This window comes from Brevundimonas sp. AVps4 (genome assembly GCF_058681525.1).
On record NZ_CM178741.1, the window covers coordinates 995,422 to 1,010,070 of the forward strand.

A 14,649-nucleotide genomic window follows, 5' to 3' on the forward strand; every position below is an offset into this window, starting at 1 on the left:
GATCAGGGCTTTGGCGTCGCGGCTTCGGTCGCGGCGTTGACGGCGGCGAGCCGGGCGTCCTGTTCCGCCTGGGGCGGGACGCCGAAGACCGCGCGTAGGCTGTCGGGGACAAGGGCGCGGTCGTAGGGTTCGAGGGTGGCCGGGGCGTCGCGGGTCTTGCGGGTCTGGGTGCCGTAGATCTGGGGCTTGTCCGTCATCTGCAGATAGCGGTCCAGGGTGGCGGCGGCGATCCAGGCGGCGTCCGCATCGCCCTTGGCCACCGCTGCGACGGCCAGGCTGTGGGCCAGCAGATAGTCCTCGGGCGTCGAGCCGTGCTGGAAGACGAAGGCGGCGGCGCGATAGTCGGCGCCGGTCTTCAGCGCCCCGGCGTCCAGCAGGGCGCGGGTCTGAACGCGCCGGGCGGCGTCGGCGGCGTGCATCTGCTCGACGAAGGCGCGGTCGCGAAACTTCTGGGGGTCGATGTTCTGGCGGACGGCCTGGTCGGCGGCGAAGATGGCCGCCATTTCGGCATTGTCCTGCCCCCGGGCGTTGTCGGATGGGGCGTCCTGGGCGAAGGCCGGGGCGGCGAAGGCGAGGACGACGGCCGACATGGCGGCGGCCAAGGACGGGCGGGACAGGCGCATGGTAATCTCCGCTGAAGCTTGGGCCGGGATTGGCGCTCGGCTTTGCGGCGGAAAACGGGCGCCGGAATTACCGTCTCTTCACGGGCGAACGATCAGCCGCACCACCTCCCCGGCGTGAAGCCGGTCGAAGCCGGCGTTGATCTCGTCCAGCGGGATGACGCCGCTCATCAGCCGGTCCACCGGCAGGCGGCCCTGGCGGTAGAGGGCGACATAGCGGGGGATGTCGCGGCTGGGGACGCAGGTTCCGATGTAGGAGCCCTTCAGGGTGCGTTCCTCCCCGACCAGGGAGACGATGTTGACGGCGAGCGCCGCCTCGGGCGGGGGCAGGCCGGCGGTGACGGTGGTTCCGCCGCGCCGGGTCATCTTCCAGGCGTTCTCCAGGGCGCGGGCCGAGCCGGCCATTTCGAAGGCGAAGTCGGCGCCGCCGAGGGTCAGGGCGCGGACCTGATCCACCGCATCGGGATCGGCGGCGTTGACGGTCTGGACCGGACCCAGGCTGCGCGCCAGGGCCAGCTTGTCCTCGGACAGATCGACGGCGATCACGGGCGAGGCGCCGCAGGCCAGGGCGCCCAGGACGCTGGCCAGGCCCACGCCGCCCAGGCCGATGACCACGACGCTCTGGCCCGCCTTGACCCCGGCGGTGTTCACCACGGCGCCGACCCCGGTCAGGACGGCGCAGCCGAACAGGGCCGCCTCTTCGAACGACAGCTCCGGGTCGATCTTGACCAGGGACCGGCGCGAGACCACGGCCCGTTCGGCGAAGGCGGAACAGCCCAGGTGGTGGTTGACCGGCTCGCCCTCGCGAAAGAGGCGGCGGGCGCCGGACAGAAGCTCGCCCCGGCCGTTGGCGGCGGCGCCGGGCTCGCACAGGGCGGGACGGCCGCCGGCGCACGGGTCGCAATGGCCGCAGGAGGGCATGAAGACCATGACGACGTGATCGCCGACAGCCAGGTCCGTGACGCCGTCGCCCAGGGCCTCGACCACGCCTGCGGCCTCATGCCCCAGGGCCATGGGCAGGGGGCGGGGACGGTCGCCGTTGATGACGCTGAGGTCCGAGTGGCACAGGCCGGCGGCCTTGACGGCGACCCGCACCTCGCCGGGGCCGGGCGGGTCGAGCGTCACCGTCTCGAGCGACAGGGGGCGGCTGTCGGCGTAGGGAAGGGCGGCGTCGCTCCTCGACAAAACGGCCGCGCGGGTCGTGATGCTCATAGTCAAGCTTCTCCTTGCGCTATCGCCGAGGACGCGGTCGTCAGCCGCTTGAGCGCTTGTGATCGTCCGCCTACCGATAGGCGCTTGACGCAACGTCGTCCAAGCCCGAGCGTCACCTGGACGGCGACACGGACGATCGCCGGGGAGGATGATGACGATGCCGAAGACGGAACTGGGCGCCCTGGCCGAACGCGCGACCTATCGCGCCTTTCACATGGTCTCGACCCGCTGGGCCGACAACGACCAGTACGGCCATATCAACAACGCCAAATTCTACGAGTTCGTGGACTCGGCGGTGAACGCCCATCTGCTGATCGCCAACGCCCTGGACGAGTCCATCGGCCTGGTGGTGGACAGCGGCTGCCAATACACCTCGGCGCTGAAGTTCCCCGATGTAATCGAGGTGGGGATCAAGGTCGACCGGATCGGCACCTCCAGCGTCACCTACGGCTTTGCGGTCTTCAAGCGCAGCACCGACGTGCCCGCCGCCGTCGGCCATTTCGTCCACGTCTATGTCGACGCCGAAACCCGCCGGCCCAAGCCCCTGCCCGCCAAGCTGAGGGCGGTGGTGGAGAATCTGAAGGCGGGGTGAGGCCGCGCTGACAGGTCGTATTACCGAAGCTTCATTGGCCCCGTGCGGGGCGGCGTGGTGGACTGGGGGCCTATCGGAGCAGCTCGCATGACGTTTCGCCTTCCTGTCGGTTCGGCCGCCGCCCTTGCGCTGGCCTGCGTCGCCGTCTGGACGCCGCTCGCCGCCTGTTCGGCCCAGCCTGTCCAGAGCGCGGCGACGGAGCCCTCACAGGGGACGGCGATCTTGGGTGAAGCGGCGATCCTGGCGGCGGCCGCCGCGGAGGTGACGCCGCTGATGGCGGATGGGCGCTATCAGTCCGTGTCGGGCGCCGTGGTCTATCAGGGGCGGGTCCATACCTTCCACTACGGCCGATCGCCGTCCGGGCGGGCGCCGGACGACCAAACCCTTTATGAGATCGGCTCCCTGACCAAGACCTTCACCGGCCTGCTGCTGGCCCAGGCGGTGCGGGACGGCAAGATCGCGCTGGACGCGCCGGCCGCCCTCTATCTGCCGCAGGTCGATCCCTCGCGGCTGACCCGCAACGGCAAGCCCGTCACCGTCCGTCATCTCGCCACCCACATGTCGGGCCTGCCGATGCTGCTGGCGTGCGAAGACCAGCCAGCCGATCCGGCCCGCATCGCCTGTCTGGCGGCCCATGACGATCGGGATTTTCTGAGGCGGCTGAACGCGGTCGAGCTGCGGTCCGATCCCGGTGAAACCTATCTGTACAGCAACGCCGGCGCCCGGCTGATCGGTCTGATTCTGGAACGGATCTACGGCGCCCCCTATCCCGAACTGGTGCGGCGGTTCCTTCAGGCCCGCGACGGAGCGATCGACGTTCGATGCGGCGCTGCGGTCGAGGATCCCGCGCGTCTGGCGGTGCGCGACCGGGCCGCCGAAACCTGCGACGGGGCCGGCGGCCTGGTCGCCACGACCGCCGACATGGGGCGATATCTCGCCCTCTATTTCGACCGGCGGGACCCGATCCCTGCCCAGGCTACGACGCCCCTGTTCCAGGACGGCGACTTCGGCCGCGCCTATTTCTGGAACACCTACAGACCCGAAACCGAGGGGCAGCTGTACCATGGCGGCGGCACCTTCAACACCTCGTCCTGGATCTCGCTTTATCCGCGCCAGGGCCTGGCCGTCTTTCTGATCTCGCCAACGGTGGCTGAGGGCGCCCAAGGCGCGCTGAACGAAAGGGCCAACGCCATTGCCGACCGCGTTCGAGCGGCGGCGGGCGAGCCGGGGCGGTAAGGGGGGCGATCAGGACGGCGCCAGGACAGGCCAATCTCAGGCGGATGCGGCGGCGCGGATGGCCGAGGCGATCTCGTCTTCGCTGCGTCCGCCGTTGATGGCGATGCGCCCGCCGAAGACGAAGTGGGGAACGGACCTCACCCCGGCCGCCATTGAGCGCGCCGCCTCCTGTTCGACGTGTCGATGCTGCTCGGGATCGAGCGCGATCGCGCGGGCTTCTTCGCGTTCGAACCCATGGTTCACGGCGATATCCGCCAGGACATCGGGGTCCGAAATGTTCATCGCCCCCAGGAAGTGAGCGTCGGTGATCGCGACCGCCAGCCGGTGCTGCGCGCCTCGGGCTCGCGCCGCCAGGATCAGCCCGTGCGCCGGCTGCGTCCTGTAGGTCCAGAGCTGGCGGCTCAGATCGAGGTCGAGCCCCGAGGCCCTCGCCTCCGCCTCGGGCCGAGCGAATGACGCCTTCGGATCCGTCACGCCGTAGCGGGACAGCAGAAGATCGGGAATGTAGAGGCCTTCCGCCGGCGCATCGGGGAGCAGAAGCACCGGATGCTGGCGGATATCGACGTCCAGATCAGGAAAACACTCCTCCAGAACCTTGTCGAGGCGGTGATGTCCGACGATGCACCAGGGACAGGTGATCTCGGCGTAAAGGTCGATCTGCAACATTTTGGGGTCCCTTCCGCCAGGCGTCGTCAGGCGGCCCGTTCCAGGACCGAGCGAACCTGGGCTTCCGTCGCGGCGACGGCGGCCTTGGCCGCCTCGGGCCCGAAGACGGTGCCTTCCACACGGATGAGTTCGACGTCGGTCAGGCCGATGAAGCCCAGGAGATGGCGCAGATTGCCGGTCTGGAAATCAAAGGGCGCCCAGTCGCCTTCAGAGAAGACGCCGCCTGTGGCGGTGACGAGATAGACCTTCTTGCCGGTCAGGAAGCCCCACGGCCGGCCGTCTTCGCCGTAGCCGAAGGTCACGCCGGGCCAGGTGATGTGATCGAACCAGGCCTTGAGCTGCGAGGAGGGGCCGAAATTGATCATGCCCGAACCCAAGACGATCACGTCGGCGGCCTTCACCTCATCGACGAGTTCATGGGCGAGGGCGACCGCTGCAGCCTGTTCGGGCGTGCGCGCCTCTGGGGGCGTGACGCGGCCGTGGATATAGGCCTGAGTAATATGGGGCGGCGGGTTGGCGGTGAGATCCCGCGTCAGAAGGGCGCCGCCCGAGCGGGCCTTCAGGCCTTCGGCGATCTCGGTCGCGAAACGGGTGGAGAGGCTTTCTGCGCCCCGAGGGCTGGACGTCACGAGGAGGATGCGGGTCATGATGGCTCCGATGGAAAGAGTAGTGAAATCTTGTTACCAACACTATTAAAGTGACCCCCTCCGTCGCCCGCAAGAAGGCACTCCGATGACCCTTAGTGACATTGATTTTCCCACCCCCGGGGAAGGGAGCGACTGTCGGATGGTTCGTGAAATCCTCGATCTCATCGGCGACAAATGGACCCTGTACATCATCGCGACGCTCAAGGACGGCCCTGTGCGGTTCAATGAACTGCGGCGTCGCATCGACGGCATTTCACAACGGATGCTGACGATTAACCTGCGCGGCCTGGAACGTGACGGGCTGGTGAAGCGGACCTTGTTTCCCACCATTCCGCCGCGCGTCGATTACGAGCTGACGGATGTCGGGCGGACGCTGCTCGCGCCCGTGATGGAGCTCGTGACGTGGGCGGATCAAAATCAGGACAGCATCAAGGGCGCCCGCCTCCGATACGACGCCGGCTAGGAGATCTGGGATATTCCCGGCCGGGACAGGCGTCGCCGCCCTAGCCAATCCGCTCTGCGCGTGAGAACGTTCCCACAAAAAGCGCGTGGAGGAACGCCATGAGGACGGGATGGATCGCGGCCTTGGCCGCGAGCGCGGTGCTTTGCGCCGGCGGCGCGGCGGCCCACACGGCGGCGCAGACGGGCGGGTTTTTGAGGGCGGAGGGGACGCGGATCGTCGATGAGACGGGGGCGCCGGTCATTCTGCGCGGCATGGGTCTGGGCGGCTGGGTGCTTCAGGAAGGCTATATGCTTCAGCTCGGCGCCCTGGGTCAGCAGCATGTGATCCGGGGGCGGATCGCCGATCTGATCGGCGAGGAGAAGACCGAAGCCTTCTACGCCGCCTGGCGCGCCAACCATACGACCAAGGCCGACATCGACGCCATGGGGCGCTGGGGATTCAACTCGGTGCGGCTGCCGATGCATTACGACCGGCTGACCCTGCCGGTGGATCAGGAGCCGGTCGCGGGGCGGGACACCTGGAAGGAGGAGGGCTTCGCCGAGATCGACGCCCTGCTGGCCTGGGTCAAGGCCAATGGGATGTACCTGATCCTGGACCTGCACGCCGCGCCGGGCGGGCAGGGGAGCGACCTGGCCATATCGGACCGGGATCCGGCAAAGCCGTCGCTGTGGGACAGCGCGGAGAACCGCAGGAAGACCGTGGCCCTGTGGCGGCGGCTGGCCGAACGCTATGCGGACGAGCCGGCCATCGGCGCCTATGACCTGATCAACGAACCCAACTGGGATTTCGAAAAGCCCGGCGGCGGCCACGGCTGCGAGCAGACGGCCAACGTCCCGCTGCGGTCGCTGATGATGGAGATCACAGCGGCGATCCGCGAGGTCGATCAGCGGCACATGATCGTCATCGAGGGGAACTGCTGGGGCAACAACTATCGCGGCGTCACGCCTCTGTGGGACGACAATACGGTCATCAGCTTCCACAAATATTGGAACGCGACTGACCGGGCCTCGATCGCCGAGATGCTGCGGTTGAGGGAGGAGACCGGCGCGCCGCTGTGGCTGGGCGAATCCGGCGAGAACTCCAACACCTGGTTCACGCAGACCGTGGCCCTGGTCGAGGGCGAGGGGATCGGCTGGGCCTTCTGGCCGCTGAAGAAGATCGGCTTCAACCAGCCGCTGGAGATCAAACCCAATCCCGGCTGGGCGCGGCTGGTCGCCTATTGGACCGGCAAGGGAGAGCGGCCGTCGGCGGCGGAGGCGGAGGCGACCCTGATGCGGCTGGCGACCCAGGACGTCCGGTTCGAGAACACCGTCAAACATCGCGACGTGGTCGACGCCCTGCTGCGCCGGCCCCATTCGGACGCGGCGGTCCCCTTTGCCGATCACCGCATCGGGACGTCGGGGGCGACGATCCGGGCGGCGGACTATGACCTGGGCCGGGCGGGCGCGGCCTGGTCGGACGTCTATGATTCCGACATCGACGGGCCGGGTGAGCGCGTGCCCTGGTGGAACACCGGCCGGACCTTCAGGAACGACGGGGTGGACATCGCCGTGGTCGAGGGCGAGCCGGTGGTGGCCGAGTTCGAGACAGGGGAGTGGTTGCGCTATACGGTGACGGCCGAGACGGCCGGGACGCGGGCGCTTACGGTGGTCGGAACCGGCGGCCGGGTGTCGGTGTCGCTGAACGGAGGGAAGGCGACGGCGATTGATCTTCCGGCGGGCGACGGCTGGGGCCAGGCGACGACGCCGGCCCTGCCCTTCCTGGAAGGGACCAACACCCTGATCGTGCGGGCGGAGGATTGCGCGGCCTGCCGGGTGAGGGCGTTGCGCGTGGAGCCTTGAACGGCGGACCTCAGGACGGGGGCCTGGGCCGGCTCGGCGCCGGAGGCTCCTCGTCGTGAGAGACGCGCTCCACCAGGACCGGACTCGGCGCATCCCTCGTGGCCGAGCTCTTGGCGCCGGCGACGACGCGGACGGCGACAGGCCGGCCGTCGTCGGAACGCCTCGGATGAAAGAACAGGCTGAACATCGGCGCCCCCCTCGGCTGTGCTGAAGGGCAGATGGGGCGAGGCGTCGTCGCTTCAAGGTTAAACGGCGAAGACCCTTATGGTTCGGGCGTCGCTGCGCGCCACGGCCTGCTTCTTCCCCGCAGGCGAGGGGCTGGAGGGTGACTTCAGTCGTCCAGCTGTCCCGTCAGGAACAGAACGCCGACGGCGGTCAGGGCGCCCAGGGTGAAGGCGGCGATGATGGAGCCGGCGGCGACGGCGGCGGGGACGGTGACGGGGCGGGTCTCGTACCATTCGACGATGTCGGCCTCGTGCAGGTCGTCGTCGGCGCGGCCCTCGGCTTCATAGATGTCGGTCGCGTTCATCGGGGGTTCCTTATCGGCTTGAGGGATCAATACCCCCAAATGGTTGAGGTTCCACTGCGCTTCTTCGTCCGCCGCCGCATCGTGACAGCCTGCCGCGCATCGGCTAGGGAGCGCGGCTCAGGTTTCAGACTGTCGAAGACGATCCCCATGGCCGGCCACTCGAAATTCAAGAACATCATGCACCGCAAGGGGCGCGCCGACGCGCAGCGCTCCAAGCTGTTCTCCAAATTGTCGCGCGACATCACCGTGGCGGCCAAGTCGGGCCTGCCGGACCCGGCGGCCAATCCGCGCCTGCGCCTGGCCATCAACAACGCCAAGGCCGAAAGCCTGCCCAAGGACGTGATCCAGCGGGCGATCAACAAGGCCTCGGGCGGCGACGTCGATACGATGGAAGAGGTCCGCTACGAGGGCCGGGGCCCCGGCGGCGTCGGCATCATCGTGGAAGCCCTGACCGACAACCGCAACCGCGCGGCGTCGAACATCGGCACGGCCTTCAAGAAGAACGGCGGCGCCCTGGGCGAGATGAACTCGGTCGCCTTCATGTGGGACAAGGTGGGCAAGATCGTCTATCCGGCCGAGGCGGGCACCGAGGACGCCGTGATGGAGGCCGCCATCGAGGCCGGCGCCCAGGACGTCGAGAGCGATCTGGTCAAGCCGGACATCTATGAGGACGCGCCGGGCCACACCATCTGGACCGCCTTCGAGGACCTGAACGAGGTGGCCGAGGCCATGTCCAAGGTGCTGGGCGACCCCAAGTCCACCGCCATCGTCTGGAAGCCCCAGTCGGAAGTGACGGTGACGGGCGAGGCGGTCGGAACCCTGTTCAAACTGCTGGACGCCCTGGACGCCGAGGACGACGTGTCCGCCGTCTATTCCAATGAGGATATTTCCGACGAGGATGCGGCGAAATACGCTGGCTGATCGGCGAACGCGGGTCTCGACTTGGACGGCTCCCTCGGATTAACCTTTCGTCAACGTTTGGGGAGCGGCTGATTCGACCTGGGGCCGAGCCGGCTGGCCGGAGCGAAGACGGAGGGGCGCGATCATGAAGTTGACCAGAATAGACCGGGTTCTGTCCCGCGGCGGCAAGGCCCAGAGCAATGAGGCCCCGGCCGCCGCCCCGGTTTCCCGGGCGGAGGAGCAGGACGTCGCCGGCCTGATCGGCGAACGGTTCGAAACCATCCAGGACAGTCTGGATCAGCTGGCCGAAATGGCCCAGCGGTTCGGGACCTTCGAGACCCTGCTGGGTCAGCTGCGCGATCCGCTGGAGGCCGAGTTCCGGTCGCGGCGCGACAATCATGTCGAACTGGTCAATCTGCGCAACGCCCATGACGAGGCGGCCCGGCAGCTGGGTCTGGCCAACGCCGAGGTCCGCCGCCTGTCCGAGGCCCTGGCGGAGGCCGAGGCCAAGGTGGACGATCTGGAGGCGCGCGGCGCCGAGAGCGCGGCCAATCTGCAGGAGGCCCGGGTCGAGATCGGCCGGCTGCGCGCCGACCTGGCCCAGTCCGCCACCCGGATCGAAGGCTTCGAGGCGGTCGATCGCGCCGCCGTCCAGCGCATCCGCGAACTGGAGCAGGACCAGGAGTCGCTGCGCATCCAGCTGACCCAGGCCGAGACGGCGCGGTCTGAGCTTGAGGCCGCCCGCGCCCAGATCCAGCGCGACCACGCCCTGATGCTGGAAGAGAACACCGTGCTGCGCCGCCGCGTGGACGAGGTGGGGACCGAGGTGGCCGCCCTGGCGCGCGCCGCGGCGACCGGCGAGGGCCAGCTGGCCACCGAACGGGCCCGCGCCGCCTCCGAACAGGCCGAGGCGGCCCGCGCCATCCGCACCCTGGAAAGCCAGGTCGAGGCCGCCCGCGCCGAGGCCGCCTCCCTGACCGCGCGGCTGGACACGGCCACGGCCCGGGCCAACGGCCTGGAGGTGTTGAACAGCGAACTGACCTCGCGCCTGGGCGAACTTCAGACCGGGGGCCATGCGGCCGAGCGCCGGGCGGACACGCTGCAGATCAATCTGGACCGCGCCGTGGAGCGGGTGCGCGCCCTGGAGAGCGAGATCGAGGAGGCGCGTCAGCGTCAGGCCGCCATGGAGGTCGCCCGCGTGGCGGCCGTGGACCGCGCCGACGCCCTGGCCAAGGCGGCCGCCGGCCACGACAAGGCCATCGCCCGCGCCGAGGACCGGATGGTCAAGCTGCAGGCCAAGCTGAGCGCGGCCCAGGACGAGCATGAGAAGCGCGTCCAGACCCTGAACCAGCAGATCAGCGCCCTGCGCGAAGATCTGGAAAGCGTCCGGGCCGAGGCCGCCATGTCGGCCGCCGCCCTGGACGCCGCCCGTCGGGGCCGGGGCGGCCGTCCCAGCATCGCCGACGCCGCCGCCCAGCTTCAGGCCATCGTCGGCTGATCGTCCGAAACAGGGCGCGCCCGGAACGTTCGGACGCGCCCTTCGCTTGATCGGCATGATGAGCGACCTGTTGAACGGCGCGCTCTGGCCGATCCTCGGGGCGGTCGTCGCCGGCGGGACGATCGGGCTGGAGCGCGAATGGCGCGGCCGGGCTGCCGGGTTTCGAACCCACATCCTGGTCAGCCTGGCCTCGGCCCTGCTGATGCTGGCGGCCATGCGCCAGGCCGACTGGGCCTTTCGCGCCCTGCCCGATGAGAACATCGTCACCGATCCGACGCGGATGGCCCATGGGGTGCTGACCGGCATCGGCTTTCTGTGCGCCGGAGTGATCTTCCGCACTGGATTTTCAGTGCACGGCCTGACCACCGCCGCCTCGCTGTGGATCACCTCGGCCATCGGCCTGCTGTTCGGGGCGGGTCTTTACGGCCTGGGCGCCCTGGGGACCGGGGTTACGGCCCTGATCCTGGGGGGACTGCGGCTGATCGACCTGCGCCTGCCCGACCGCAAGGTGGTGGATGTGGTCGTGGCCTGGGACCGGGCGGCCCCGTCGCCGGAGGATCAGGTCCAGGCGGCCATTCGCGCCATCGACCCCCAAGCCCATTCCGGGCGGCTGGAGCTGATCCACGACGGGCGCAGAATCCGGCGATCCTGGCGGCTGAAGGCGTCGACGGACGATGAGCTGGAGCGGCTGGCCGGCCTGTTGTGCGCCGCGCCGGGCGTCGCCGCCTATCGGCTGAATCCGCGCGACGGCTGAGCGGGGCGGGAACCGTCGCGGGCCGCGCGGATTAGCCGGTGGACCGTCAGACCCGCCATGCCCGGCGCCGCTCTGGTCGAAGGATGCAGACCCGATGGACATCACCCAGCTGATCTTGGACGACCACGCCGAACAGCGCCGCCTGTTCTCGATCATCGAACAGATCGACCCGAAGGACGTGGACGCCCTGAGCGCGGTCTGGCTGAGGCTGTCGGCCTTTCTGGACGTCCATGCCGAGGCCGAGGAGCGGTTCTTCTATCCCGACCTGATCAAGCTGGGCGAAGGGGCCAATGACGCCGACGACGGGACGGTGGAGGGCGAGACCGAAGACGCCATCGAGGACCACAACAAGCTGCGCGATGCGGTCAAGGCGGTGGAACGGCATCCGGTCGGCAGTCCGGACTGGTTCGCGGCGGTGGGCCGGGCCAATGTGGTCAACTCCAAACATATGGGCGAGGAGGAGCGGCAGGGGCTGACCGACTTCCGCCTGAACGCCGACGTGGCCCTGCGCCACGACCTGGCGGTCCGGTTCGCCGCCTTCGAGGCCGAACACATCACAGGGGTGAAGCCGGTCAACAAGGATCCGGACGCCTATGTGGAGGCCCACGGCTGAGGTCGATCCGGCCGGGTTTCTGAAGCTGTTCATTGCCCGCTAACCCTCTTTGCGGCATGAGGGGAACGGATGGCGAACGAAACAGTCAGAATCATCGGCCTGGACCCCGGTCTGCGGCGCACCGGCTGGGGCGTGATCACAGCCGACGGCGCGCGCCTGCGCTGGGTGGCGCACGGGGTGGTGGCCCCGCCCGAGGCCGCGCCCTTTTCCGAACGTCTGCTGTTCCTGTTCGAAGCGCTGGGGACCATCTTGGCCGACCACGGCTGCGAGGAGGCGGCGGTGGAAGAGGTGTTCGTCAACGTCAATCCGTCCTCGACCCTGAAGCTGGGCCATGCCCGGGCGGCGGTCATGCTGGCGCCGGCCCAAAGGGGCTTAAGGGTCGCGGAATATTCGCCGAACCTGATCAAGAAGGCCGTGGTGGGCGCCGGCCACGCCGACAAGGGCCAGATCGGCTTCATGGTCAAACGACTGCTGCCGACCGCCGGGGATGTGAAGGCGGACGCCGCCGACGCCCTGGCCGTGGCGATCACCCATGCGCAACTGAGGAAACGGTCCTTGCTGGAAGCCATGCACCGGGGGGCGGCGTGAGGCGCGACATTGAAATCCTCCCCCCTTGGGGGAGGGGGACCGCCCGAAGGGTGGTGGAGGGGGCCTGCCGCGAACAGGGTGTCTGGGGCAAGCCCCCTCCACCGCTTCGCGGTCCCCCTCCCCCAACGGGGGAGGATTGGTCGTGATCGGACGTCTGAGAGGGGTGCTGGCCGAGGTCGGGGAGGCGGACTGCCTGATCGACTGCGGCGGGGTGGGCTATGTAGTGTCGTGCGGGGCGCGGACCCTGGGCCGGCTGCCGGCGCCGGGGGACGAGACGACCCTGCATGTCCATTCGCAGTGGAGCGAGGACGCGGGCCCGCGCCTGTACGGATTCCTGACCCGCGACGAGCGGCGGGCCTTCACGACCCTGCTGGCCATTCAGGGCGTGGGGCCCAAGGCGGCCCTGGCGGTGCTGGACGTGTTGCCGCCCGGCGAACTGGCGTCTGCTGTGGCGCGCGAGGACAAGGCGGCGGTGGCGCGGGCGAACGGCGTGGGGCCGAAACTGGCGCTGCGGATCGTCACCGAGCTGAAGGGCAAGCCGCTGGGAGACGTAAGTTTTGCGCCTGTCGCACCCGGCATGCATGTCGAGATCGCGCCGCCGCAGCCGTCCCTGACCGGTGAGGCGGTCTCGGCCCTGCTGGGTCTGGGCGTGGCCGAGGTCAATGCGCGTCGGGCCGTCGATCAGGCCCTGATCCGGCTGGGCGAAGAGGCCGAACTGTCGGCGGTGATCCGCGCGGCCCTGCAGGAGTTGGGGCGGTGATTGGAAGGGAGTGGCGAGTGGCGAGTGGCGGGTGGCGAGCGCTGTCGTGTGGCCTCACCGGACTGTACGCCGCTTTTGCCGATGATGGGCCGAAAGCGGGGCGGCTTTCTCGCCACTCGCCACTCGCCACTCGCCACTCGGCAGCCACTCGCCACCCAGGTCGACCATGACCCGCATCATCTCCCCCGAGGCCGAAACGGGCGAAGCTTTCGACCGCGCCCTGCGGCCGCAGACCCTGGCGGAGTTCGTCGGACAGTCGCAGGCGAAGGGCAATCTGAAGGTCTTCATCGACGCCGCGCGCGGCCGGGCCGAGGCCCTGGACCATGTGCTGCTGTTCGGCCCGCCCGGACTGGGCAAGACGACTTTGGCGCAGATCGTGGCGCGCGAGCTGGGGGTGGGTTTTCGGGCCACATCCGGCCCGATCCTGGCCAAGGCGGGCGATCTGGCCGCGATCCTGACCAATCTTGAGCCGCGCGACGTCCTGTTCATCGACGAAATCCACCGGCTGAGCCCCCAGGTCGAGGAAATTCTCTATCCGGCCATGGAGGACCATGTGCTGGACCTGATCATCGGCGAGGGGCCGTCGGCGCGGTCGGTGCGGATCGACCTGGCGCCCTTCACCCTGGTGGGGGCCACGACCCGGGCGGGCCTCCTGGCCACGCCGTTGCGGGACCGGTTCGGGATTCCGCTGCGGCTGGAGTTCTACACCCCCGACGAACTGACGGCGGTGGTGCGCGGCACGGCGCGCAAGATGGGCGCCGGGATCGACGAGGCCGGGGCGCGCGAGATCGCCTCGCGGGCGCGGGGCACGCCCCGGATCGCAGGGCGGCTGCTGCGCCGGGTGCGCGACTTCGCCTCGGCCGAAGGGGCGGAGACGATCTCGAAGCTGGTGGCGGCGCGGGCCCTGGCGCGGCTGGAGGTGGACGAGGCCGGGCTGGACAGTCTGGACCGGCGGTTCCTGAAGGCCCTGATCGAAAACTACGGCGGCGGGCCGGTGGGAATGGACACCTTGGCGGCGGCCATCGCCGAGGCGCGCGACGCGGTCGAGGACGTGATCGAACCCTATCTGCTGCAACAGGGCTTCATCATGCGCACCCCGCGCGGCCGTATGGCCTGCGCCAAGGCCTATGCGCATCTGGGGCTGACCCCGCCGGCGCAACCCGCCGTCGGACCCGTGCCGGGCGACCTGTTTGAATGACGATCGCCTTCGATCCGGGCAAGGATGCGATCAACCGCTAGAAACACGGGCTGTCTTTGACGCGCGCCAGCGAAATCGATCTCCGCACCGCTTATGTGCTGGTGGATGACCGTCAGGATTACGGCGAGCCACGCTGGCGCGCCTATGGTATGTTGGACGGACGGCTGCATATGCTGGCCTTCACCGTCCGCGACGGCGTAATAAGGGCCATCAGTCTGCGGCGCGCGAACGTCAAGGAGGTCCGACGCTATGGCTGATCCCGAATTCAGCCTCGATCCGAACGACTATGAGGATGGCGAGATCGACGATCCCCAGAATCCGGAGTGGACGGATGAGGATTTCGCCAGGGCGCGGCCTTTGCGGGAAGCCTTGCCTGAGCTTTACGCCCAGATCGTCGCCGAGCGCGAAGTCGGTCTGAAACTGCCTGCCGACACCATTCGCGCCTTCGCCGAAGAGGGCGAAGACTGGAAGGAGCGGATGGCCCAGACCCTGACCGAGGCGGCACGCAAGAAACACGCGGCCTGATCGTCGA

The 14,649-nt window shown here is 68.9% G+C and carries 18 protein-coding genes; 13 read left to right on the forward strand and 5 right to left on the reverse strand.

Going from position 1 to position 14,649, the window contains the following annotated elements; translation table 11 throughout:
• Positions 1-2: 2 nt before the first annotated feature.
• A complete protein-coding gene (locus ACW178_RS04835) occupies positions 3-623 on the reverse strand; it encodes a hypothetical protein (protein ID WP_191558743.1) in 621 nt (206 codons plus the stop codon).
• Positions 624-701: 78 nt separating this feature from the next.
• Entirely contained in the window at positions 702-1,832 is a 1,131-nt protein-coding gene (locus ACW178_RS04840) for a zinc-dependent alcohol dehydrogenase family protein (RefSeq protein ID WP_191558742.1), read from the reverse strand.
• 157 nt (positions 1,833-1,989) lie between these two features.
• Between ACW178_RS04840 and ACW178_RS04845 the strand changes: the two genes are divergently transcribed.
• Both ACW178_RS04845 and ACW178_RS04850 read left to right on the forward strand, forming a co-directional pair.
• Complete coding sequence (locus ACW178_RS04845) at positions 1,990-2,424, forward strand: acyl-CoA thioesterase (protein WP_182714881.1); 435 nt, start codon at positions 1,990-1,992, stop codon at positions 2,422-2,424.
• Between the two features lie 87 nt (positions 2,425-2,511).
• Positions 2,512-3,660 (forward strand): serine hydrolase domain-containing protein, encoded by a 1,149-nt coding sequence (locus ACW178_RS04850; RefSeq protein WP_492024922.1) that lies wholly within the window; start codon positions 2,512-2,514, stop codon positions 3,658-3,660.
• A gap of 36 nt (positions 3,661-3,696) precedes the next feature.
• On the opposite strand, the gene ACW178_RS04855 is transcribed toward ACW178_RS04850, so the two are convergent.
• The gene (locus tag ACW178_RS04855) at positions 3,697-4,326 is read right to left on the reverse strand and encodes a DsbA family oxidoreductase (RefSeq protein WP_054764695.1); all 630 of its coding nucleotides are present in this window, start codon (positions 4,324-4,326) and stop codon (positions 3,697-3,699) included.
• Positions 4,327-4,352: 26 nt separating this feature from the next.
• On the reverse strand, positions 4,353-4,973 hold the full coding sequence (locus ACW178_RS04860) for an FMN-dependent NADH-azoreductase (RefSeq protein ID WP_054764696.1): 621 nt from the start codon (positions 4,971-4,973) through the stop codon (positions 4,353-4,355).
• Positions 4,974-5,112: 139 nt separating this feature from the next.
• Here ACW178_RS04860 and ACW178_RS04865 point away from each other — a divergent pair, with 139 nt between their 5' ends.
• Both ACW178_RS04865 and ACW178_RS04870 read left to right on the forward strand, forming a co-directional pair.
• A complete protein-coding gene (locus tag ACW178_RS04865) occupies positions 5,113-5,436 on the forward strand; it encodes a winged helix-turn-helix transcriptional regulator (protein ID WP_197273343.1) in 324 nt (107 codons plus the stop codon).
• A gap of 98 nt (positions 5,437-5,534) precedes the next feature.
• The gene (locus ACW178_RS04870) at positions 5,535-7,277 is read left to right on the forward strand and encodes a cellulase family glycosylhydrolase (RefSeq protein WP_492024923.1); all 1,743 of its coding nucleotides are present in this window, start codon (positions 5,535-5,537) and stop codon (positions 7,275-7,277) included.
• Positions 7,278-7,608: 331 nt separating this feature from the next.
• On the opposite strand, the gene ACW178_RS04875 is transcribed toward ACW178_RS04870, so the two are convergent.
• Positions 7,609-7,806 (reverse strand): hypothetical protein, encoded by a 198-nt coding sequence (locus ACW178_RS04875; RefSeq protein ID WP_152949480.1) that lies wholly within the window; start codon positions 7,804-7,806, stop codon positions 7,609-7,611.
• Between the two features lie 147 nt (positions 7,807-7,953).
• On the opposite strand from ACW178_RS04875, the gene ACW178_RS04880 reads away from it, so the two are divergent.
• The 9 genes from ACW178_RS04880 (at position 7,954) to ACW178_RS04920 (ending at position 14,642) form a co-directional block, all read left to right on the forward strand.
• Positions 7,954-8,727, forward strand: coding sequence for a YebC/PmpR family DNA-binding transcriptional regulator (locus ACW178_RS04880; protein ID WP_054764700.1), 774 nt, complete (start codon positions 7,954-7,956; stop codon positions 8,725-8,727).
• Between the two features lie 124 nt (positions 8,728-8,851).
• Positions 8,852-10,204 carry a hypothetical protein gene (locus ACW178_RS04885; RefSeq protein WP_287103700.1) on the forward strand — a complete coding sequence of 451 codons (1,353 nt, stop codon included), beginning with the start codon at positions 8,852-8,854 and terminating at the stop codon, positions 10,202-10,204.
• A gap of 55 nt (positions 10,205-10,259) precedes the next feature.
• The gene (locus ACW178_RS04890) at positions 10,260-10,958 is read left to right on the forward strand and encodes an MgtC/SapB family protein (protein WP_183217746.1); all 699 of its coding nucleotides are present in this window, start codon (positions 10,260-10,262) and stop codon (positions 10,956-10,958) included.
• Between the two features lie 94 nt (positions 10,959-11,052).
• A complete protein-coding gene (locus tag ACW178_RS04895) occupies positions 11,053-11,571 on the forward strand; it encodes a hemerythrin domain-containing protein (protein WP_191555015.1) in 519 nt (172 codons plus the stop codon).
• Between the two features lie 69 nt (positions 11,572-11,640).
• Positions 11,641-12,159, forward strand: a complete 519-nt coding sequence (gene ruvC, locus ACW178_RS04900) for a crossover junction endodeoxyribonuclease RuvC (RefSeq protein WP_191555016.1) — start codon at positions 11,641-11,643, stop codon at positions 12,157-12,159.
• 142 nt (positions 12,160-12,301) lie between these two features.
• On the forward strand, positions 12,302-12,919 hold the full coding sequence (gene ruvA, locus ACW178_RS04905; protein WP_191555017.1) for a Holliday junction branch migration protein RuvA: 618 nt from the start codon (positions 12,302-12,304) through the stop codon (positions 12,917-12,919).
• 166 nt (positions 12,920-13,085) lie between these two features.
• Complete coding sequence (gene ruvB / locus ACW178_RS04910) at positions 13,086-14,117, forward strand: Holliday junction branch migration DNA helicase RuvB (RefSeq protein ID WP_464159808.1); 1,032 nt, start codon at positions 13,086-13,088, stop codon at positions 14,115-14,117.
• Between the two features lie 56 nt (positions 14,118-14,173).
• Positions 14,174-14,374: a BrnT family toxin gene (locus ACW178_RS04915; protein WP_224761188.1), complete on the forward strand. Its 201-nt coding sequence runs from the start codon at positions 14,174-14,176 to the stop codon at positions 14,372-14,374.
• Positions 14,367-14,642: a BrnA antitoxin family protein gene (locus ACW178_RS04920; RefSeq protein ID WP_054764706.1), complete on the forward strand. Its 276-nt coding sequence runs from the start codon at positions 14,367-14,369 to the stop codon at positions 14,640-14,642. Before ACW178_RS04915 ends, ACW178_RS04920 begins: the two co-directional genes overlap by 8 nt.
• The last annotated feature ends 7 nt before the right edge of the window (positions 14,643-14,649 follow it).